This is a genomic window from Neisseria flavescens (assembly GCF_005221285.1).
Taxonomy (GTDB): Bacteria; Pseudomonadota; Gammaproteobacteria; order Burkholderiales; family Neisseriaceae; genus Neisseria; species Neisseria flavescens.
Genome location: NZ_CP039886.1, coordinates 1387211 through 1408543, shown reverse-complemented (window position 1 = coordinate 1408543; position 21333 = coordinate 1387211). Strand labels below are relative to the sequence as shown.

General features: G+C 44.9%; 22 protein-coding genes and 1 tRNA gene. 19 read left to right on the top strand and 4 right to left on the bottom strand.

Translation table 11 applies throughout. The features are described from left to right. Window positions 1-11: 11 nt before the first annotated feature. From FAH67_RS07230 to FAH67_RS07145, 18 genes are all read left to right on the top strand, one after another. Window positions 12-1115 carry a response regulator gene (locus tag FAH67_RS07230; protein WP_003679677.1) on the top strand — a complete coding sequence of 368 codons (1104 nt, stop codon included), beginning with the start codon at window positions 12-14 and terminating at the stop codon, window positions 1113-1115. Window positions 1116-1125: 10 nt separating this feature from the next. Further along, window positions 1126-1662: a GTP-binding protein gene (locus FAH67_RS07225; protein WP_003679678.1), complete on the top strand. Its 537-nt coding sequence runs from the start codon at window positions 1126-1128 to the stop codon at window positions 1660-1662. A 1-nt stretch (window position 1663) separates the two neighbouring features. Then, window positions 1664-2305 (top strand): hypothetical protein, encoded by a 642-nt coding sequence (locus tag FAH67_RS07220; RefSeq protein WP_003679679.1) that lies wholly within the window; start codon window positions 1664-1666, stop codon window positions 2303-2305. A gap of 39 nt (window positions 2306-2344) precedes the next feature. After that, window positions 2345-2704: a roadblock/LC7 domain-containing protein gene (locus FAH67_RS07215; protein WP_003679682.1), complete on the top strand. Its 360-nt coding sequence runs from the start codon at window positions 2345-2347 to the stop codon at window positions 2702-2704. A 98-nt stretch (window positions 2705-2802) separates the two neighbouring features. Further along, window positions 2803-2878 (top strand) — tRNA-Asn (locus FAH67_RS07210). A gap of 198 nt (window positions 2879-3076) precedes the next feature. Then, the gene (locus FAH67_RS07205) at window positions 3077-3868 is read left to right on the top strand and encodes a hypothetical protein (RefSeq protein ID WP_039863597.1); all 792 of its coding nucleotides are present in this window, start codon (window positions 3077-3079) and stop codon (window positions 3866-3868) included. Window positions 3869-4127: 259 nt separating this feature from the next. Then, window positions 4128-5687, top strand: a complete 1560-nt coding sequence (locus tag FAH67_RS07200; protein WP_003679689.1) for a TerC family protein — start codon at window positions 4128-4130, stop codon at window positions 5685-5687. 128 nt (window positions 5688-5815) lie between these two features. Next, window positions 5816-6046 (top strand): hypothetical protein, encoded by a 231-nt coding sequence (locus FAH67_RS07195; protein WP_115287606.1) that lies wholly within the window; start codon window positions 5816-5818, stop codon window positions 6044-6046. Next, complete coding sequence (locus FAH67_RS07190) at window positions 6027-7388, top strand: replication initiation factor domain-containing protein (protein WP_115287607.1); 1362 nt, start codon at window positions 6027-6029, stop codon at window positions 7386-7388. Before FAH67_RS07195 ends, FAH67_RS07190 begins: the two co-directional genes overlap by 20 nt. Beyond that, the gene (locus FAH67_RS07185; RefSeq protein WP_112890701.1) at window positions 7381-7692 is read left to right on the top strand and encodes a hypothetical protein; all 312 of its coding nucleotides are present in this window, start codon (window positions 7381-7383) and stop codon (window positions 7690-7692) included. The genes FAH67_RS07190 and FAH67_RS07185 overlap by 8 nt, the downstream gene beginning before the upstream one ends. Before the next feature lie 13 nt (window positions 7693-7705). Next, window positions 7706-7909 (top strand): hypothetical protein, encoded by a 204-nt coding sequence (locus FAH67_RS07180; RefSeq protein WP_049336678.1) that lies wholly within the window; start codon window positions 7706-7708, stop codon window positions 7907-7909. 86 nt (window positions 7910-7995) lie between these two features. Then, on the top strand, window positions 7996-8226 hold the full coding sequence (locus FAH67_RS07175) for a hypothetical protein (protein ID WP_172459141.1): 231 nt from the start codon (window positions 7996-7998) through the stop codon (window positions 8224-8226). Window positions 8227-8231: 5 nt separating this feature from the next. Beyond that, window positions 8232-8537 carry a hypothetical protein gene (locus tag FAH67_RS07170; RefSeq protein ID WP_003681111.1) on the top strand — a complete coding sequence of 102 codons (306 nt, stop codon included), beginning with the start codon at window positions 8232-8234 and terminating at the stop codon, window positions 8535-8537. Then, entirely contained in the window at window positions 8527-10329 is a 1803-nt protein-coding gene (locus FAH67_RS07165; protein WP_115287608.1) for a virulence factor TspB C-terminal domain-related protein, read from the top strand. The genes FAH67_RS07170 and FAH67_RS07165 overlap by 11 nt, the downstream gene beginning before the upstream one ends. Next, complete coding sequence (locus FAH67_RS07160; protein WP_112890797.1) at window positions 10326-10607, top strand: DUF2523 domain-containing protein; 282 nt, start codon at window positions 10326-10328, stop codon at window positions 10605-10607. Before FAH67_RS07165 ends, FAH67_RS07160 begins: the two co-directional genes overlap by 4 nt. 9 nt (window positions 10608-10616) lie before the next feature. Continuing rightward, window positions 10617-11771 (top strand): zonular occludens toxin family protein, encoded by a 1155-nt coding sequence (locus FAH67_RS07155; RefSeq protein WP_115287609.1) that lies wholly within the window; start codon window positions 10617-10619, stop codon window positions 11769-11771. Further along, the gene (locus tag FAH67_RS07150) at window positions 11771-11953 is read left to right on the top strand and encodes a hypothetical protein (RefSeq protein WP_003681085.1); all 183 of its coding nucleotides are present in this window, start codon (window positions 11771-11773) and stop codon (window positions 11951-11953) included. Before FAH67_RS07155 ends, FAH67_RS07150 begins: the two co-directional genes overlap by 1 nt. Window positions 11954-12374: 421 nt before the next feature. Further along, entirely contained in the window at window positions 12375-13331 is a 957-nt protein-coding gene (locus tag FAH67_RS07145) for an IS110 family RNA-guided transposase (protein WP_112890884.1), read from the top strand. 156 nt (window positions 13332-13487) lie between these two features. Here the strand turns inward: FAH67_RS07145 and FAH67_RS07140 are convergent, their stop codons facing one another. Then, window positions 13488-14591 (bottom strand): anhydro-N-acetylmuramic acid kinase, encoded by a 1104-nt coding sequence (locus tag FAH67_RS07140; protein ID WP_003679329.1) that lies wholly within the window; start codon window positions 14589-14591, stop codon window positions 13488-13490. 153 nt (window positions 14592-14744) lie between these two features. Here FAH67_RS07140 and FAH67_RS07135 point away from each other — a divergent pair, with 153 nt between their 5' ends. Beyond that, on the top strand, window positions 14745-16319 hold the full coding sequence (locus FAH67_RS07135) for an inorganic phosphate transporter (protein ID WP_115287610.1): 1575 nt from the start codon (window positions 14745-14747) through the stop codon (window positions 16317-16319). A gap of 345 nt (window positions 16320-16664) precedes the next feature. Here the strand turns inward: FAH67_RS07135 and FAH67_RS07130 are convergent, their stop codons facing one another. The 3 genes from FAH67_RS07130 to secA all read right to left on the bottom strand — a co-directional run bounded on the left by FAH67_RS07130 (window position 16665) and on the right by secA (window position 21206). Then, window positions 16665-17102, bottom strand: coding sequence for a ProQ/FINO family protein (locus FAH67_RS07130; RefSeq protein ID WP_003679322.1), 438 nt, complete (start codon window positions 17100-17102; stop codon window positions 16665-16667). 117 nt (window positions 17103-17219) lie between these two features. Further along, window positions 17220-18320: a chorismate synthase gene (gene aroC, locus FAH67_RS07125; RefSeq protein WP_003679320.1), complete on the bottom strand. Its 1101-nt coding sequence runs from the start codon at window positions 18318-18320 to the stop codon at window positions 17220-17222. A gap of 132 nt (window positions 18321-18452) precedes the next feature. Beyond that, on the bottom strand, window positions 18453-21206 hold the full coding sequence (secA, locus tag FAH67_RS07120; RefSeq protein WP_003679319.1) for a preprotein translocase subunit SecA: 2754 nt from the start codon (window positions 21204-21206) through the stop codon (window positions 18453-18455). Between the last annotated feature and the right edge of the window lie 127 nt (window positions 21207-21333).

The window sequence follows — 21333 nt, the reverse complement described above, 5'->3', positions numbered from 1 at the left end:
AAGTACGAGTGATGAATAATCATTTACCAAAAATTAAAACCATACGGGTTATGTTACAGGAGATGGGTGAGCAACAGCAGGCGGTATTCCGTATGGCATTTAAAATGCACAATACGACGAATTACGTCATCGTTTCTCCTGGTTCTGATGAAAAACCGGATTTGGTATTGGTTGATACCGATACTCCGGCAGGTGTAGAAGCTTGGAAAGAGTCGAAGAAAACTTATCCGGAAGTACCTGTGGCTATGTTTTCTTCCGAGTTGCCGACAGTAACGACTCCTTATTTGGCTAAGCCGGTCAAATTCGATACCTTGTTTCCTGTTTTGCGCAGCCTGGCTCAAGGCGGCAATGTTTTTGAGCCGTCTGAACAACAAGCGGCTGAAGAGAATAAAAGACAATCAAATTCAGATGGCACAAGAAAAGCAACCATTCGCCGATTTAATCCAAATAAAGGCTTATTGGGCGCACTGAAATTTGCCAGTCAAGGACACCAAGATATTGCTGTCTTGCATGAAGGCAAGCCGATATTAATCGTGTTTCCTAGTATCCAGCGAGTACTGTTGACAGTCAGTGCCAATGAGTTGGAGAAATTGTGTAAGAACGATAACTTGGCTGTCGTGTGTAAGGCTGTCCCTGATAATCCTCAATGGAAAGAAAAAGCCAAAGTCACCATTATGTCATGCTTGTGGCAAATGGCTATTTGGACTGCATCAGGCCGTCTGATTTATCCGATGACGCCACAAACTGTCTTTACACTCAAGCGTTGGCCAAACTTAACCCGTTTGGCACATGTTCCGGAATCTATGCGTTTGTCGGCATTTCTGACGAAAACATCTGTTAATCTGAACATCCTCTATAAAGTCATGCCTTTAGAAATGCCTGATATTTTGAACTATTTATCGGCAACATATATGACAGGCTTTTTGGCGACAGATACAGAGTTTGCAACTGATGCGAACAATACGCCTTCGTTGAACGAACAGATTGATGTGAATAGCAAAGACGTACCTGAAACAGCAATGAGCAAAGAGGCTCAAAAAATTGCCGGTCCGTCGAAAGAACAACCTCGCGGCCTGTTGCAACGCTTGATGCGTAAGTTGCTGGGAAAATCGTAAAGGACACGTCATGAAAGAAAATAAAATTATCTTTACCGGTCCTGTTGGCGTAGGTAAAACCACTGCAATTTCAGCTTTATCTGATGAACTACCGGTTCAAACCGATGCATCCGCATCCGATATGACACTTGTCCGCAAGGGGTACACGACTGTGGCGATGGACTACGGTGTCATTCATTTGGATGAGGAAACCAAGGTTCACCTTTATGGTACGCCTGGTCAGGAGCGTTTTAATTTCATGTGGGAAATTCTGAGCCAAGGCAGTATGGGCTTGGTGCTTCTTTTGGATAATACAAGAAGCAATCCATTGAAAGACTTGCAATTCTTCTTGGATGCATTCCGGGAGTTGCTGAAAAAAGCACCTCTGGTTGTAGGGGTAACGAAGATGGATATCCGATCCTTACCAAGCGTGGATGTTTATCAAAAATATTTAGCACAGAATAATTTTAATGTACCGGTTTTTGAGATTGATGCGCGTCGAGAAGACGATGTGAAACAATTGGTTACTGCCATGTTGTTCTCAATTGACCCCGGATTAGAGGTATAAGATGGAAGCGACACTCTCTTTACAAGCAAATTTATATCCTAAGATTACACCGGCGGGTGCGTATTATGCTGTTTCAAGTGATACGCCCAGTGCCAGCAGAACTTTATTGTATGGTCTGTTGCGTGCAGAGCCGTCTGAAACCATCAGCAGCGAAAAAATCTTGGCATGGGCGGATACCAGCGACATCAATACCGCTTTGAACCTGCTGTACCGCCTCCAACGCTTGGAATTTTTGTATGGTGATGAAGAAATCAGCACAGACGATATCCATTTGACTGACGAGCAATTGCCTACATTGTTGGAACAGTTGTCCAATTCTGGCAAAGCTTTATTGGCTGATGAAAACGGTTTGTATTTCGCCAATGCCAATTTCCATCACGAGGCTGCGGAAGAGTTGGGCCTTTTGGCGAGCGAAGTGGCCAAAATGGAAGACAATCACCGTCTTTTGATTCGCAATAACCTGCATATCAATAATAGCGCATGGGGTATTTGTGATCCTTCAGGCCAAAGTGAATTGACCTTTTTCCCTCTGTATATTGGCATGACCAAGCTGATTTTGGTAATTGGCGGGATGCCTGACTTAAATAAAGAGGCTTTTGTTACTTTGGTTAAAGTGCTGTACCACCGATACGGCAGCCGTTGATTCTTGCCTGACCGATATTTATTTTAGAATGGAGCGACTATGCAACAACTATTAATCTCTGTATTAAGCGATTTGAACAATACCTCTGCTGATATCACTGCTTCTGCAGTTATTTCTACAGACGGCCTGCCGATCGCAACCATGTTGCCTTCCCACCTGAATGCAGACCGTGTAGGTGCGATGTCGGCAACGCTTTTGGCATTGGGCAATCGTTCCGTACATGAGTTGGCTTGCGGTGAGTTGGATCAGGTAATGGTTAAAGGTAAAAATGGCTATATTCTGTTGAGTCAAGCAGGTGAAAATGCAGTGTTGGCATTGATGGCAAAAGAAAGCGGTAAATTGGGCTTGATTTTGTTGGATGCGAAACGTGCGGCCAAACAAATTGCTGAAATCTTATAAAAGTTTTATAAATTAAAAAGATATAAAAATATTTTTGTTTTTATATAGATTGTTGCTTGACAGGCTTCTGATATTTTCTATATAATTTCATCTTTAATTCCCCGATAGCTCAGTCGGTAGAGCGACGGACTGTTAATCCGCAGGTCCCTGGTTCGAGCCCAGGTCGGGGAGCCAAATTTTAAAACCGCCATGTTACATGGTGGTTTTTATTTTATCTATTTATTGAGTATTTTTAACATATTGACAATGCGTGGCGAGATGGTTGTACTGAATGCTTCAATTTTCAGACGGCCTACCAGCATATTTAAATATCACATTTATTTTTTAAGCTATACATAATATTTATAGAAAAATAATATCTTATTGTTATCTATGGAAAATTCACATACATTACATTCTTCATCACGCTTTCGGTTCGCATTAAAAAATGCGGCATGGCATTTGTTGATTAGTCTGATTTTGGCAGGATTGGCCGCTTTGTTGGTATTTGGAGTTTGGTATCCTTATCCGTATGCCGAGCTGACAGGCGGATTGGCTTTATATAAACTGGTCATTTCAGTAGATATTGTTTGCGGCCCGTTGCTGACTTTGATTCTTGCCAGTCCGAGCAAGAAACTTAAAGAAAGGATTGTTGATTTTTCCTTAATCGGCATGATTCAGCTGGCTGCTTTAATTTATGGTTTGTACAGCGTATCTTTGGCGCGTCCAGTGGTTGTCGCATTCGAAACCGATAGGATGAATGTGGTAACTGCTGCAGAAATTGATGTAAATGATTTGAGCTATGCCCCGAAGGATTTGCAGGATTTATCTTTGTTTGGCGTGCGTCGTGTTGGATTACGTGAAGCAACAAGTCCGGATGAGGCTAACCAAAGTCTTGATTTATCTTTGAAAGGTATTGAACCGAGTATGAGGCCTTCTTGGTGGTTGCCGGATTCACAGCAGGAACGTGAGAAAATTCGTAAGGCAATGAAACCGTTGTCTGTCTTGGCAAAAGCCCATAGCATGAGTGAGGAGTCAATTTTTAAACAGGCTTCGCTGGAAAACGATGGGAAAGAATTGTATTTCTTGCCATTTACCAGTGCGCGAAGTAAAGAATGGGTTGTGATATTGAATGAGCAGGCAGATTTTTTGGGTTATGCGCCGATTGATGGTTTTATCAAGTAGAAAAGGCCGTCTGAAAGCTGGCAAGTGATGGTATAGGCTGTTTTTAAAAGAAAATATGCTGTCAGACTTTGCCTTTCTTTCGTCAAGCTGATAAACTGTTTGCCATTATTTTTGACTGAGGCATAAATTTTTCATGAAAGACGCAGAGCAGAGTAGTTGTTTTACCGCTTCTTTCCCTTTATTTATGTCCGAACTTTGGCAGTCTGTCCGTTTTAAGCGGAACGGCTGCTTTTTTGTATTTTAAAGGAACACAATCATTATGGATTTCAGTTGGTTGGCAGAGCCGCATACTTGGATAGGCTTTGCCACGCTTCTGGTTTTGGAAGTTGTTTTAGGTATTGATAACCTTGTTTTCGTAGCGATTTTGGCAAACAAGGTTAAGCCGTCGCAACGTGATAAGGCGCGGATAACGGGCTTGGGTTTGGCCGTAGTTATTCGGATTTTCATGCTGGGCTTTATGGCGCACATCATGACGCTGACGCGTCCTTTGTTTGAGTTGGGCGGTCTGGAGATTTCCGGTAAAGACATGATTATGTTTGCCGGCGGTATTTTCCTGCTTTATAAAGCGACTACCGAGCTGCATGAACGCCTTGAAGGCCACAATCAATTTACTGTTGCTGAAGGGCAGAAGAAGCATTCTGCTTTTTGGGGCGTTGTGGCGCAAATCTTGATTTTGGATGCTGTTTTCTCTATCGATTCTGTCATTACGGCAGTGGCGATGGTGGATCATATTGTGGTGGCAATGGGTGCGGTTGTTGTGGCGATGACGGTGATGATTTCTGCCAGCAAACCGTTGACTGCCTTTGTGGATAAGCATCCGACCGTTGTGATGTTGTGTTTGGGTTTCTTGTTGATGATTGGTTTCAGCCTGATTGCGGAAGCCTTCCATTTCCATATTCCGAAAGGCTATTTGTATGCGGCGATCGGCTTCTCGATTTTGATCGAACTGTTTAATCAGGTTTCGCAAAAGAATGCCCGCAAAAATGACTACATCAGCACTTCTTGGCGTAAGCGTACCGCTGAAAATGTGTTGGGTATGATGGGTATTCGTGAAAGCATTTTGGCAAAAGCAGGCGATAATGGCGGCGATGACGAGCATTTTGAAGAAAACGAAAAATCCATGATTCGCAGCGTGCTGACTTTGGCGGAGCGTCCGATTATGGGCGTGATGATTCCGCGTCGGGAAATCGAGAAATTGGATATTTCCCAAAGTCGGGAAGAGCAAAATGCGCAGCTGAAAAATACGCCGTATAGCCGTTTGTTGGTTGTCGGTAAGGCAGGTGTAGATGAGCCTTTGGGATATATCAGTAAAAAAGATTTGCTGAACCAGCTGCTTGAATCGGGAGAAATCAATATTCAGACGGCCTTGCGCCAACCGTTGATTTTACCGGATAGTACGACGGCGTTGAATGCGATTGAATTGTTCCGTCAAAGCAGCGCGGATTATGCGTTGGTGGTGGATGAATTTGGTGCGGTGTTGGGTATGGTGACCATGAAAGATTTGTTGGAAACCATTGCCGGTGAGTTCCCTGAGGAATTCGAGCGTGAGGAAGAAGAAGCTGCTCCGGCCAGTCAGGATGAAACGCTGTCTGTGGATGGTGCATTGGAGTATGTGGAATTGGCTTCTCAGCTAAATCTGCCTGCTCAAGAAGAAGACGCAGACTTCCATACCGTTGCCGGCTTGATTATGGAAGAATTGCAAAGTATTCCTGATGTGGGCGACTTCATCGATTACCATGGTTGGCGTTTTGAAGTGGTTGAGAAGGACGGACAACGGATTGCCCGTGTAAAAATCAACCGTTTGCCGGAAGAAGAATAAGTAAAGGCTAATATTAGTAAAGGCCGTCTGAAAATGTTCAGACGGCCTTATATATTGCGTTCCATCAGGGGCGCATATTCTTAATTCTTGTAAAGCCCCTTAACTAAGCCAGTGAAGGGGCTTTAATCATGCTTATTTTCTATACCGTAAATCCCGAACCAGTATCTTTTCCAAAGGCATATATCCTCAAAGTTTTCAAGGATATAAATGATGAATCCCAATGCATCAAAACAGTTTGTTTTCCTATCCGCAATCCGACTTTGAAACAAAAAACCGAAAACGAAGCGTATGAATGCGGCAGATTGTTTGTAAAAGAACTGATGGATAAGGAATGCAACCATGAAAGCCTTGGCAGATAAAGCCGTGGCGGTAGGCGCAGATATGGCGGCCGCTTTAGCGGACGGCAATCCTGCGCCAACCGCCGAAGGCTGCCCCCCTAGGCTAATAGGGGGGGAGCAAAATAAAACCCCTAATCCGAAGGGTGCTGAAAAATCGGAGAACCAAGACTTCGAATTCGAATATTTCAGCCATTTCGTATCGGATGGAAAAGGCAAATTCATCGAAATACCGTTAAGAAGAGGAAGGGATGACGGCGCATTTATTGACCAAATCACTTTCACGATTCACGAAGACAGTTTACCGAAAGTAACAGGTAAAGGATTGGTATCAGATACAGAATTTGTTGTGAAGTATAGCGAGCTGTTAGAAGAAATTTTAGGTTTTGGCATTACCCAAAAACTACCGTTCAAAGGAAAGTTTTTCTACAAAAGCTGTTACCAACTAGGACCCGATAACGTCGAATACGGAAAGGTTCATTATGGCGGTCAGCGAGAAACAATGCTGGTTGAATTGAATGGTACAGGTTGTCAGGCTGCCATACCCGGTTGGGAAAACAGACTGTATGAGTTTTTAAGTAAGTGTATACGTCCAAAAATTACCCGTGTTGATGTCGCCCATGATTTTTTCAAAGGCGAATACACACCCGATCAGGCATTACTTGATCATGATAACGGTCATTTTGACGTTCACAATATGAGGCCAAAAAGCGAATGTCGCGGTACTGCATGGCGCAATGATGATGGTAGCGGCAAAACCTTTTATGTAGGTAAACGCGGAAATTCTAAATTTACCCGCGTTTATGAGAAAGGAAAACAATTTGGCGATGTCAATAGTCCTTGGGTCAGGTTTGAAACTGAATTTAGGGCAGGCGATATAGAAATCCCCTTAGATGTTTTGCTTTATCCCGGTTCGTATCTTGGCGGTGCTTATCCGATATGTACAGGGATATTCAAAACAGAAGCCAAGCGGATGGATGCCAAGACAGAAACAGTGAATCTATCTTTCGATCACAAACTGTTCCATGCGCGTAATCAGGTTGGAAAGATGGTTAATTTCCTTCGTGATATAGGTTGGGATGATACAAAAATTGTCGATGAACTTGTAAAAGGCATTGAAGGTTATCCCAAAGGTTTACAACCTGAACAATACGACTGTAGAGATCAGACACAAAAGATCCAGTATATACACGAAGAGCAAAAAGCAATTGATGATTTGAACATGCAAACATTACTTGATGATTTGCTTGATGAGAAAGAAACCGCATTCCCACAAGACAGGGAAAAACAGCACATTAAAGACATCGAACTCGAAGAAAAAATTATTTCAAATTTTTTAAACAGTAAAGGAAATTCAAATGTTTGAGCAAAGCCAAGTAACCACATATTCAGCAACCTTTTTGGGCGCAAAACAATTTAAAGGCGAAATCGACGGTAACAAAATCGATTCATGCACCGTTTTAGTAGCCAGCCCCATGCCTTCAAACGGCAATGCCGTGGGCTTTACCGCTGCAAGCATGAAATTTGGCGATAGCCATAATTTTGAAAAGCTGAAAAATCTTAAATTCCCTTGTGCGGTTGAAGTAACCGTCTCCATGGAATCAACAGGTAAAGGTCTTATTCCAAGATTGCTTGATTTCAAAGTTAAAGGCGCAACGCCCAAAGCCTAAGAAAGTCTGAATCATGAGTAAGTATCAGCAAAAATTTATTGTTCAAGAACTCGAAAATCATGAATTCATCTATCCTGATCCATTCGGCGATATTGGCTTTACGCCCAACATTAAATCTGCCGGCCAATATGAAAGTTATGAAGATGCTTTCAGTTCGGCGATTGAAGAAATCGGCGGAGAATTTTTAATTTTCAGTTTTTATACAAAAGAAGATTAATTTTAAGAGGCTCTCGGCGGGCGGTCTCTAAAACCTTCACATAGCCCGCAAACACATTTTTTTAAACATTTTTTAAAGGAAAACTCATGAATATCATGGCTCTTAAAAACAAAGCTAAATACGCTTTAGCAACCGTTGCAGTTGGCGCAATGTCCGCCCCTGCTTTGGCAGAAGATAATGGCCTCGTAAATGCTGCCAAAACTGAGCTGGCAAGCGCAAAAGATGGTGTAACCGCTATTGGTGCGGTTGTAATCGGTGTTGCTGCTGCAATGGTAGTTGTAGGCCTGATTATTAAAGCGGTACGCAAAGGCGGTTAATAGCAATGGGTTATCAAGTCGGTCGTGTTTGCCATTTCACACATGAAGCGGCGACAAACGACGTGATGACCCGTGTAGTGCCGACAATAGACAAAGACGGGGTGCTACATCACCCCGTTTTTAATGGCTCTACATGGCAGTATAACGAACAGCAAGTCAAACTGACCTTTCCCGATTGCGACCCGATGGAATATCAGAAGTTGGGTAAAGAGATAGGTCTGATGTGCGTTTCAATCGTCGCCACGGTATTTGTCGTCAACCTAATCTACAAATTTATATTATCCACGAGAGAAAAGAGTAATGAAGAATGATCCCCGAAGCAATGTTTATCATTGGCCTATTGCCTTATGCCTTGCTCTGTCTGCTGCTGTATTCGCTGCTCCAGTAATGGCAGATGTCGCCCTACCGCCTCCGGCACAACATCAAAACGCAGGCTTCCCAAGTGACCAAGCTTTGCAACGGCGCGGATACGACCCTAAAACAGGCATTTGGAAAGTTGATGTACAAAACAACGGCAAACCGACCGTAAACAAAGACGGTGGAACATACAACGGCAGTCAAAACAAGACTGTAACCGTTACGGGAAAGTACGGCGAAACTGGCACGATGAATACAACTGTGAATCAGAAAGTTGAGTTTGGTAAGCTCCAAAAGGCAGCTAATATAATTATGATAGGTAATGGCATTGCAAATGGATCTAATGCCGCCTCCAGTTATGCCGCTGAAGTCGGTCGAAATATCGCGCAAGGCAATTACGGAGCTGCTGCCAGTAATGCTTTACAGTCCGTAGCTCGATTTATTGATGGTTTATTTGGTGGCCCTATAAGTGGTATTGTAGATTTAGGTAGTAGTTTTGGTGACGGTTATCTAGAGGGTAAATATCAAAATATTTATAAACAAGCAGAACAAGCTCAACGTCAAGCAGAAGCCGAAGGCAACTATCAAAAAGCAGTAGCAAATGCAGCAGCAAGAAAAGCAGCAGAAGCAGCACAAAAAGCGCAACAACAAGACCAACAGAAGAAAGAAGAAAAGAAAAGAGATGAAGAAGCTAAAGAAAAAGGTCTTTATGCTTATGATTTAATTGTTAAGAAGATTTTTCAACCAAATATTTACAAATCTGAAAGTTCAATTACATATAAAAGTTACAAGGTTTATTCAAATAGTCCTAATTATAATGTATTTTCAAAAGCTTTTATAACGAATGGTGGTTTTTACCATAACTATAATCCTAGTAAAGATTATTCGTTTTTTACTGGTTTAAAAAATCCGTCTAAAATTAGTTTAGAAATTAATAATCTTCCTAAAGAAAGTTCAATCTATTTCGAGATTAGATCATACCCAGCAGGCAGTCCCGATATTCCTAATGCAGCTAAGAATACTGGTCAAGTGAATCCATCAGATTTTATGCTGACACAAAAAGAAATTTTAGACATTCTCAAGCGCATGCTTGAGAACCAACAAACCAACCATAACGAACTGATGAACCAACTGGCAAAAATTGGCGTCGTGAATCAATCTGCCGAGCAAAGTACATTCAGCCCTGATACCGCACTTAGTGCGCCTTATACCCCTGAAGGCAGTAGCACCCCTCAACAAACAAGATTCAAAATGAATCAAAACGGCACTGTTGGCGTTGATTATGTGCCACGTCCTGATTTAAAGCCAAACAGTCCAGAAGCACCGAATAAGCACGAAAAGACAACACCGAGCAGACAGGAGAGTCCGGACACGCCAAATAGTCCGAATACACCGAATCAGCCGAACAATCCGACAGGGCAGCAAAATCAAAACCAAGAGAATAAGCAGCAGAATTTTTGTCAGCAAAACCCAAATGCTGCGCAATGTATGCCAAGTGGCGAATCGAGCTACGAAGACATAAAACTACCTGAACAGACAATAGACCTAAATTTTAGGCCTGAAAATATATTTCAGACTGATGGTGTTTGTCCGCAGCCCCAAAGCGTCGATTTAGGTGCATTTGGCCGCGTTGAATTTAGTTATCAGCCTCTTTGTGATTTTGCTGCCAAACTTCGGCCGGTGCTGATTATGATGACCATCCTTACTTGTGCATGGTTTGTTTATGGAGCGTTGGAAGATTTATGAATTGGGCAAATTTAATAACAGCCGCTTTAATGTCTGTTGCAGGCCGTATCCTTAGCGCAATTGGTCTAGCTTTTGTCACTGTAACAGGCTTTCAAAGCCTGCAATCCTATTTTGTACAGCAGGTTCAAAATCACATAGGTGGATTTCCGCAAGACGCATTACAGATAATTTATATCCTTGGATTCGGCGTTATGCTTAACTGGATATTCGGCGCATTTACATTCATAGCAACGATAAAGGGCTTTAAAAAACTTTCTACCATCATTCAGTCGAAATAGGAAGAAAACATGTTATATCTGTTAACAGGTGTGCCGGGTTCGGGCAAAACCCTGAAAGTCGTATCTATGCTTGCTAAGCAAAAAGACTTTATGAATCGTCCGCTTTATGTAGACGGTATTCCTGACCTGAAAATACCACATGAAGAAATACCAGAAGGCGAAAGTATTCAGACGTGGCCGAAGTGGGCGCCTCCGGGCGCGATTATTGTAGTTGATGAATGTCAACGCATATTTCGTCCGCGCCCAAGTGGCTCGAAAGTGCCAGACTACGTCGCAGAACTCGAAACACACCGGCACCGTGGTCTTGATTTTTTGCTTATTACACAGCATCCTCGCCTGATAGACGTACACCTCCGCTCCCTGATTGAACATCACACACATTTCAGTAAGACTAATCTAGGACTGCGCCGTAAGCTCGAATGGACAACAGGCGGCGCAAAAGACCCTGAAAGCAGGGCAAACATAAGGGAAGCATTAATCAGCGTGTACAGGCTTGATAAAAGCGTGTATGGGCTATACAAGTCCGCCGAAGAGCACACCAAAATCAGGACGAAAAAAAGCAAACTTTTAATCATGTTCCCTCTTGTGCTTTGTCTTATTGGTTATGGAATTTGGTCATTTAGCGGATTTTGGAGCAGATTCGAAGGCGAAGCACCAAGCGCCGACAAAACAACCGAAGCAGTCACAACGGCAGAAAACGCGCCGACAACGACGCAGACACCGCAAGAAACAGCAACGGGGCGTTACGAAACACAAACAATTCAAGCCGAACAGCCGAAACCATACATAAGCGAAGACGATTACAAACCAAGAATAGATAACCGACCCGAAACAGCCCCAATCTATGACGGCATGAATAAAGCCGTTAAAACCATGCCTTGGCCGTCCGCGTGCGTTAAAAGTGATAATGGCTGTAATTGCTATACAGACCAAGGCACAAAAATAAAAGAAATAGACAAAAAAACCTGTATCAGCTACATAAAAGACGGCTTGCCCTTTAATCCCTACAAGGCAAAACAGCTCGAAACGGCGGCAACGGCAGCACCAGCGGAACAGCACGAAACTCCGCAAGTCTTGACAATGGGGGGCAAGAGTCAGCAGAATCTGATGTATGACGGTTACAATGATAATGCCATGTCAAATCAAGGCGGAAAGGTCAATTGATGAATTACGCATACATTCCAATTTTTTGGGTAATAACAGCTTTTTTTGTTGGCCGTTCTTACGAAGTGGGCGGCATGAAAAAAGCATTTAGTACCTTTTTAAAATCGGTGGGTATTGTTATCTTAGCATCTATAATATATGTAATAATCTTTGCTGGTATGGGTTATTTAAATAATATTTAGTTAAATTTAAGTAATTTAAATACAAGTCAAGGGGAGGAAGTCCGAAAAGATTTGTAAAGACGGCTTTATCGTCTTTATAAATCTTTTTGGATACCCCTTTACGCTAGCAAAACCAAAAACGCTATTAGCAAGGGTTGGGGCGGTTTTTTGCGCCAACCCCTGCCACGTGGCGAACGTCCCCGAAGGGTCGCCGAAGGTAAACTTAAAATCAAAGTCAACTTTAAAATAAAAACCCGCAAACTGTTTTAAGTAAGGCAGTTTACGGGTTTTTGTTTAAGCGCAAAACAAAAGCCTGGGCGGTTTAGACAGTATAACGGCCAAAGTTAAAAACTGACGAAAAGAAATGTCGAACCGTCCAATTACCTTAAAGATTGAATATCATCATAGCCATTTTAGGCTGAATAGATAAGGAAAATGAAAAATGAATGTAATAGGGTTGGACGTGTCGAAAGACACGATAGATGCAACGTTGATTACAACTAAAGGAAGCAAAGACTATATAAAAATATCCAATAATATACAAGGATTTGAGAATCTGATTAATTGGATAAAAACAAAACGAATTAGAAAAATTGCCATAAGCATGGAAGCAACAGGCATTTACTACGAACAGGTGGCAGAATATTTGAGCGCACTATATACCGTTTATGTTATTAATCCCTTAAAAATCAAAGAATACGCAAAAAGTCAGTTCAGCAATACCAAAACAGACAAAGCAGATTCAAAACTTATTGCCGAATTTGCAAACCGACACTTAGACAAACTGACACCGTTTAGGCCGTCTGAAAATCCCATACTCTATAAGCTGGTTAATCTGCTGCAACAACTAAAAGAACAGCAAAAAGAAACACAAAACAGGTTGCATACCGCAAAAGACATATACATAAAATCAACCCATGAAGCAATCATAGAACTGCTTGAAGAAAAAATAGATCAGACATCAAAGCGGATAGAAGGCATGATAAAACAGAAAGAAAGTCTAAATATCGAATATCAAAACCTGCAAACCATACCTGCAATAGGAAAAGAAACCGCAGTGATACTACTAAGACACCTGACAGATAAAAATTTTGAAACAGCGAATAAATTTGTAGCCTTTGCCGGTTTAAGTCCAAAAATTGAACAATCAGGGACAAGTGTCAAAAAAAACGGCCGATTGAGCCAATACGGACACCGGCAATTAAAACGCGCCTTGTTCATGCCTGCCCTTGTTGCCTATCGTATGAATGCATTTCCTCAACTTGTAAGCAATTTGGAAGCGGCAAAAAAGCCTAAGATGATAATCATCGTTGCACTAATGCGGAAATTGGCAAAAATGGCATTCTATATACACAAGACTAAAAAGCCGTTTGATAAAGCGCGACATCAGGCGGTTTAACGAATTTATACAAAATAAAACGGCTGTAAAACAGCCGTTCTTTGTCGTTTCTGTTGAAAATGCAATAACTAAATATCCAGCAAAAACAAAAAGATATGAAATTAACTTATTTTAATAATTGACATGTCAATATATCATCTTTTTATTTATCCAACTTTAGTTGCCATAATGCCCCGAGCCTAAAATTCGGTGTGAGTGTGCGCCGGTTGCATGGTGGGGATTGCTCGGAACTTGATTGCACCAACAGGCTGCAAGCCAGGCAAAAGCGGCGGCTTCGACCCATTGCGGGTCAAGATCGAGCTTGGCTGTGCTGTGTAATTTGGTGTCGGGAGAAAACAGGGTTTTCAAGTCTTGCATCAAAACCGGATTGCGGATGCCGCCGCCGCAGATATAAAGATGATGAATCGCCGGAGCAGCTTGTTTGGTCGCGTCAAAAATGGTTTGTGCGGTATAAAAGACCAATGTGCGTATCACATCTTCCGGCTTTTCATTACCTTTCAGACGGCCTTGAAGCCAGCCTAGGGAAAACAACTCTCGGCCTGTACTTTTCGGGTAAGGGCGGCTGAAGTAAGGATGGTCGAGCAGGGAAGCGAGCAGGTCAGGGAGGATTTTGCCTTGTGCGGCTTTTTCCCCGTTTTTGTCGTAAGGCTGCTGCCAAATATGTTGCATCCATGCATCCATCAGCATATTGCCGGGGCCGGTATCGAAGCCGAAAGAAGGGTTGTCGGGTGGGAGGATGCTGATATTGGAAATGCCGCCAATGTTGAGTACGGCGCGGGTTTCATTCGCATCTTGAAACAGCGCTTCGTGAAAAGCGGGGACGAGGGGCGCACCTTGACCGTTGCAGGCAAGGTCACGGCTGCGGAAGTCGCCGATCGTGAAAATGCCGGTCAGTTCGGCCAATAGGGGGAGGTTGACCAGTTGAATGCTGTAACCGTGTTCAGGCGCATGGCGGATGGTTTGTCCGTGGCAGCCGATCGCGGCAATGTCTTTGGCCGACAGGTTTTGTTCTGCCAATAGTTGTTGGACGGTTTGGGCGTATAGGCGGCTGAGTGTTTGAGCCAGGATATTGCTTCTGTGCAATTCATTTTCGCCTATATTTTGCAGTGCCAACAATTCTTGGCGCAGGCCGTCTGAATAGGGTAGAAAGCTATGTGCAACGGCGCGTTGCCATTGCTTGCCCTGCATTTGAATCAGTACGGCATCGGCACCGTCCATGCTGGTTCCGGACATGATGCCGATATAGTATTGGGGTTGCATTTCGGTTACAGAAAGAGAAGGTAAAACGACATTTTAACGCCTTTTGACGTTTTTACGGGAATTTCGGCATTTAATGTAAATAGTTGGTGCAAGAAAGATTACAAAAAGGTTAAAATAACGTGACTCAACATGTTTTCCAAAAGGAAACTTTCCATGGCTCAAACTCAGTCGAGTGCGAACTTGAAGCTGATTAATACGGTTTTTGCCGCTATGCTTGTGAGCATGGTCGGCTATTTTATTTATTGGGGCTTGGGTTATACCCACTACAACCACTCCGGCCTGTTTATCCTTGCTACCTTTTTCGGCGTCTTCATGGCGTTTAATGTGGGTGGCAACGATATTGCCAACTCTTTCGGTACAAGTGTCGGCTCCGGCACATTGACCATTCCGCAAGCCTTGCTGATTGCGGCAGTATTTGAAGTCAGTGGTGCAGTGATTGCCGGCGGCGAGGTAACAGATACCATCCGTAAGGGTATTGTCGATTTGAATGGCATGCATCTGGATCCGATGCAGTTTGTCTTTATTATGATGTCTGCGCTTTTGGCTGCGGCATTGTGGCTGCTTTTCGCATCGCACAAAGGTCTGCCGGTTTCCACCACACATGCCATTATCGGCGGTATCGTCGGTAGTGCTCTGTGTATGGCGGCATTGAACGGTGTGGATTCTGTTGCGTTGATTCAATGGGACAAGTTGGGCGAAATTGCCTTGTCTTGGATATTGTCTCCGGTTTTGGGCGGCATCGTTTCCTATCTGTTGTTTTCACGAATTAAGAAAAACGTTTTGGACTACCACTCTTGGGCTGATAATACGCTCAAAGGCATCAAGTTGGAGAAGAAAGCCTATAAAGAAGAACACCGCCTGTTTTTTGAAGCCTTGAGTGAATCTGAAAAAGTCGAATACGCCACCAAAATGGCGCACGATGCCCAAATCTATGATGAGCCGGACTTTGATCCTGAAGAATTGCAGTCTGAGTATTATCGCGGTATGCACCGCTTTGACAGCCGTAAGGGTGAAGTAGATTCTTATAAAGCCCTGCATTCCTGGGTGCCGTTTATTGCTTCTGTCGGCGGCATGATGATTGCGGCAATGTTGATTTTCAAAGGTCTGAAAAATCTGCATTTGGGTATGAGCAACGTCAACAGCTTCCTGACCATTTTCATGATTGGCGCGGCTATTTGGATGGGTACGTTTGTATTTGCCAAAAGTTTAAAACGCAAAGATTTGGATAAATCGACTTTCCAAATGTTCTCATGGATGCAGGTATTTACCGCTTGCGGTTTCGCATTCAGTCATGGTGCGAACGATATTGCCAATGCGATTGGTCCGTTTGCCGCGATTATGGATGTGTTGCGTACCAACAGCATTACCGCTCAAAACGCCGTGCCGCCTATTGCCATGTTGACTTTTGGTATCGCATTGATAGTCGGCTTGTGGTTTGTTGGTAAAGAAGTGATTAAAACCGTTGGCACCAGCTTGGCAGAAATGCACCCCGCGTCAGGTTTTTCTGCAGAGCTTTCTGCCGCCGCCGTCGTGATGGCTGCATCATTTATGGGCTTGCCTGTTTCCAGTACCCATATCTTGGTGGGTGCAGTTTTGGGTATCGGCTTGGTTAACCGCAATGCCAACTGGAGATTGATGAAACCGATCGGCCTTGCTTGGGTTATTACCTTGCCTGCTGCTGCTGTTTTGTCTGTTGTCAGCTATTTGGTTTTGCAAGCCGTGTTTTAACTGACTGTTTGATTTAAAAAGGCCGTCTGAAAGATAGATTTCAGACGGCCTTTACTTATGTTCATAAGGGGTAGATTTTAGTTTGTTTGAACGATGCATAAATCATGCTTTTCAATGTTTGAACTGATACAAGAATAATCAAGGTAATAGAGAAATGCCTTATTAGGAATAGCTTAGAAAAATTTTGGTTTCAAAACTTGGCTTGGTGAGTGCAAACAAAGCTATTTTTAATCAGTTTACATAAGATTAAGGCAATAAAAAAGCCCCAATTCATCGACGTTAAAGATGTCGTATTGAATTGGGGCTCTATTTATTTAGTGCAAGCCTTATCAGGCCGTCTGAACATTATTCAGCAGCTTCGTTGGTCTCAGCTTGTGCAGGAGCCGCTTCTGCTTCAGTGGTAGCCTTAGCGGCTTGGCGTTCGGCTTGTGCAGCCAATGCCTGTTGAACGGCTGGGTGTTGTTGGGCGATGGTTTGTTCTTCTGCGCTGACTTCGCCTTTGAAGCGGTTGTTCAAGTCAAAACGTTTGCCGCCGCGAGCCAGGGCTTTCAGATAGCGCGGACGGCGGCAGTGGTTGGCCAGTACGCGTGCTATCAGTGCAGGGTCGTATTGGGGCAGGGCGGCAACCAAGTCTTGGTCGATACCGACGGCCAACGGTTTGAATCGTTTGAATACATCATATTTGCCGTAAATGTGGTCGGCAATCATGTCTGTCTGTTTTTTCTTGCTCATGGTTTGGACGGCAGATTTCAGCGCAGCGCCCAAAGCGGTTTCTTGTGCCATTGCGGTTGTATTCCTCTAATATAAATCCGTATTTTCGTCATACGGCAATAAGGTGCTATTGTAGTATAAAGACTGTGATTTGGCTAAATTTTTCTGAGAATATTCAGAAATAAACGGTTATTTTTCCAATTTGGCAATGTCCGGTGTATTTACCTGAACGTCAGCATTTTGCGCACGATGGCGTAAGGCGTGGTCAATCAATACCAAGGCCAGCATGGCTTCTGCAATCGGAGCGGCGCGTAATCCGACGCAGGGGTCGTGGCGGCCGTGTGTGGCAAGCTCGACAGGATTGCCCTCTGTATCAATACTGCGGCGCGGTGTGGCGATGGAACTGGTAGGCTTGATGGCAATATTCACATGAATGTCTTGTCCGGTGCTGATGCCGCCCAAGATACCGCCTGAGTGGTTGGATAGAAAACCTTGAGGCGTGAGCTCGTCTCCATGCTCGCTGCCGCGTTGCGTTACGCTATTAAAACCTGCACCGATTTCTACGCCTTTGACGGCATTAATGCCCATCATGGCGTAGGCAATTTCTGCATCGAGGCGGTCAAAAACCGGTTCGCCCAAGCCGACAGGGACGTTGGCTGCTTCGATATGAAGTTTTGCGCCGACAGAATCCAATGATTTGCGCACGTTGTCCATATAGTTTTCCAAGTCCTCAATTTGGCTTTGGTTGGCGGCAAAAAAAGGATTTTGTGAAATATATTCGTAGCCTTCAAACTGGATTTCTTTTTCGCCTACTTGGGTAACGTAGGCGGTAATTTCCGTGCCGAATTTTTCTTTCAGCCATTTTTTTGCAACTGCTCCGGCGGCAACGCGGGCAGCGGTTTCGCGGGCGGAACTTCTACCGCCGCCGCGATAGTCGCGTGTACCGTATTTATGCCAGTAGGTGTAATCGGCATGACCGGGGCGGAAACTGGTGGCAATATTGCCATAGTCTTTGCTGCGTTGGTCGGTATTGCGGATCAGGAGGGCGATGGGTGTACCGGTGGTTTTGCCTTCGAATACGCCGGAGAGGATTTCGACTTGGTCGGCTTCGCGGCGTTGGGTAACGTGGCGGCTGGTACCGGGTCTGCGGCGGTCAAGGTCAAATTGGATATCCGCTTCGCTCAATTCTAATCCGGGCGGACAGCCGTCAATGATGCAGCCCAAGCCTGCGCCGTGGCTTTCGCCGAAAGTGGTAACGGTAAAGATTTGTCCGAAGGTATTGCCTGCCATAGGGATACTCTTTTGAAGTTGGGTTTGGAAATTTTTTACTTGTTTGGATAATTCTCAGGCCGTCTGAACAGATGTGAGAACGAAATCAAAGATTCTTGTTTCACCGTTCAGACGGCCTTTTGAGATGACTGCTTAGTTTAATTTACCGTGGCACTGTTTGTATTTCAGACCGCTGCCGCAAGGGCAAGGATCGTTGCGGTGAACAATCAGGCCGTTTTGTGCAAGCGCTTCAGGGCTGAAGTCTGTGCCTTCAGGGTCGAATGCTTCGGTAACCAAATCGGTTTGCGATTGACCGAGCAATTCTTCCATATCAGGCGCATCGGAGTGGACGGTTTGAACATCGCTGACGCTTTGTGCGGCAGTATGGTCGTATTCGCTGTTGCGCTCGATTTGAACGGCAGTCAGCAAAGTGGCAATGTTTTGTTTGATGCCGCGCCACAGGTTTTCAAACATAGCGAAAGCTTCGCGTTTGTATTCCTGTTTCGGATTTTTCTGAGCATAGCTGCGCAGATGGATGCCTTGGCGCAAGTAGTCCATAGCGGCGAGGTGTTCGCGCCATTGGTTGTCGATAACTTGCAGCATAACATTGCGTTCGAAGTCAGACATAGCCTGTTTGCCGACCAATTCGACTTTTTCGGCATACTCGTCTTCGATGCGCTTGATGAGGCGTTCTTTAATATCTTGGTTGTCCAAAGTGCTGTCTTCTTTCAGCCAGCCTTTAATATCGACATGCAGGCGGAAATCGGCGGCAAGTTGGTGTTCCAGTGCCGGAATGTCCCATTGCTCTTCCATGCTGTCAGGCGGGATGTGGTAATCAACCAAGTCGCTGATAACGTCGGCGCGGATTTCGCGGGTTAAATCGCTGACGTCTTTGCTGGTCAGGATTTCGTTGCGTTGATGGTAAATCACTTTACGTTGGTCGTTGGCAACGTCATCATATTCCAAAACTTGTTTACGCATATCGAAGTTGCGGCCTTCGACTTTACGTTGTGCGCCTTCGATTTGACGGGTCAGAAGGCCGTGTTCGATGGCAACGCCGCGCTCAGGTGCCAGACGGTTGAGGATGGCGGCGGCACGGTCGAGCGCAAAGAGGCGCAACAATGGGTCTTCAAACGACAGATAGAAGCGGCTGGAACCGGGGTCGCCCTGACGACCGGCACGACCGCGCAACTGGTTGTCGATACGGCGGCTTTCGTGGCGTTCGGTACCGATGATGTGAAGACCGCCTGCGGCGACCACTTGGTCGTGTTCTGCCTGCCAGCCGTTTTCAAGGGCGGTGATTTGCGCTTGTTTTTGCTGTTCGCTCAAAGTTTCATCGGTACGGATGGCTTCGATTTGATGTTTGAGGTTGCCGCCCAAGACAATATCGGTACCACGGCCTGCCATATTGGTGGCAACGGTAATTGCGCCGACTTTACCGGCTTGGGCCACAATCAATGCCTCGCGCTCGTGTTCTTTGGCGTTCAGAACGTTATGCGGCAGACCTGCTTTGTGTAATAAGTCAGAAACCAGTTCGGAGTTTTCGATGCTGGTTGTACCGACCAAAACCGGTTGGCCGTTTTTGTGGCATTCGGCGATGTCTTTGACGACGGCTTCAAATTTTTCTTCGGCTGAACGGAAGATTTGGTCGTTGAAGTCTTTACGTTGTACAGGACGGTTGGTCGGGATGATGACGGTTTCGAGGTTGTAAATGCTTTGGAACTCGAAGGCTTCGGTGTCGGCCGTACCGGTCATACCGGACAGTTTGCTGTACAGGCGGAAGTAGTTTTGGAAGGTAATGGACGCGAGCGTTTGGTTTTCGCGTTTGATTTCTACGCCTTCTTTGGCTTCAACGGCTTGGTGCAAGCCTTCGGACCAACGGCGGCCGGCCATCAGACGGCCTGTGAATTCGTCCACAATCACGATTTCGCCGTCTTGAATGACGTAGTGTTGGTCTTTGTGGAACAGGGTATGTGCGCGCAATGCAGCCATGAGGTGGTGCATCAGGGAAATATTGGCAGCAGAGTAGAGCGAATCGTTTTCCTGCAATAAGCCCATTTGGGTCAGGATTTGCTCGGCGTGTTCGTGACCGGCTTCGCTCAGGATGACTTGGTGTGCTTTTTCATCTACCCAGTAATCGCCTTTGCCTTCTTCGGTTTCTTGGCGGATAAGGTGGGCAGGAACGGCGTTCATCACACGGTAGAGGTGGATGTTGTCATCCGCCTGGCCGGAAATAATCAGCGGCGTACGCGCTTCGTCAATCAGAATGGAGTCCACTTCGTCGACTACGGCAAAGTTCAATTCGCGCTGAACTTTGTCGTATTGGTCGGTCACCATGTTGTCGCGCAGGTAGTCGAAACCGAACTCGTTGTTTGTACCGTAAGTAATGTCGGCACCATAAGCAGTTTGGCGTTCAAAAGGTTGCAAATCGGCTACGATCACGCCGACGCTCAAGCCTAAGAAGTTGTACAACGGCTCCATAATGCCCGCATCGCGGGAGGCAAGGTAGTCGTTGACGGTAACGACGTGGACGCCTTTTCCTGATAATGCATTCAGGTAAACGGCAAGGGTGGCCACCAGAGTTTTACCTTCACCGGTACGCATTTCGGCAATTTTGCCGTTGTGCAGAACCATACCGCCGATCAGCTGTACATCGAAGTGGCGCATTCCGAGTACGCGGCGGGACGCTTCGCGGCAGACGGCGAAAGCTTCGGGCAAAATGCCGTCCAAAGTCTGGCCGTCGGCGAGGCGTTGTTTGAATTCGGCAGTTTTGGCTTGCAGATCGGCATCGCTTAAGGCTTGCATCTGTTTTTCGAGCGCGTTGATTTTGGCAACGGATTTACGATATTGTTTCAGCAGGCGGTCGTTGCGGCTGCCGAAGATTTTCTTAGCAATGTTTGTCAGCATGAATAATTCCTGCGCCTTGATATAATAGTGGGCGAAACTGGGATTTTAACACAAGCGCTTGTATAACGCGGTAATGCTGTTTGAAATAAAGGCGGTTTTGCTGTATTTCAATTGTAATTGTTTGGTT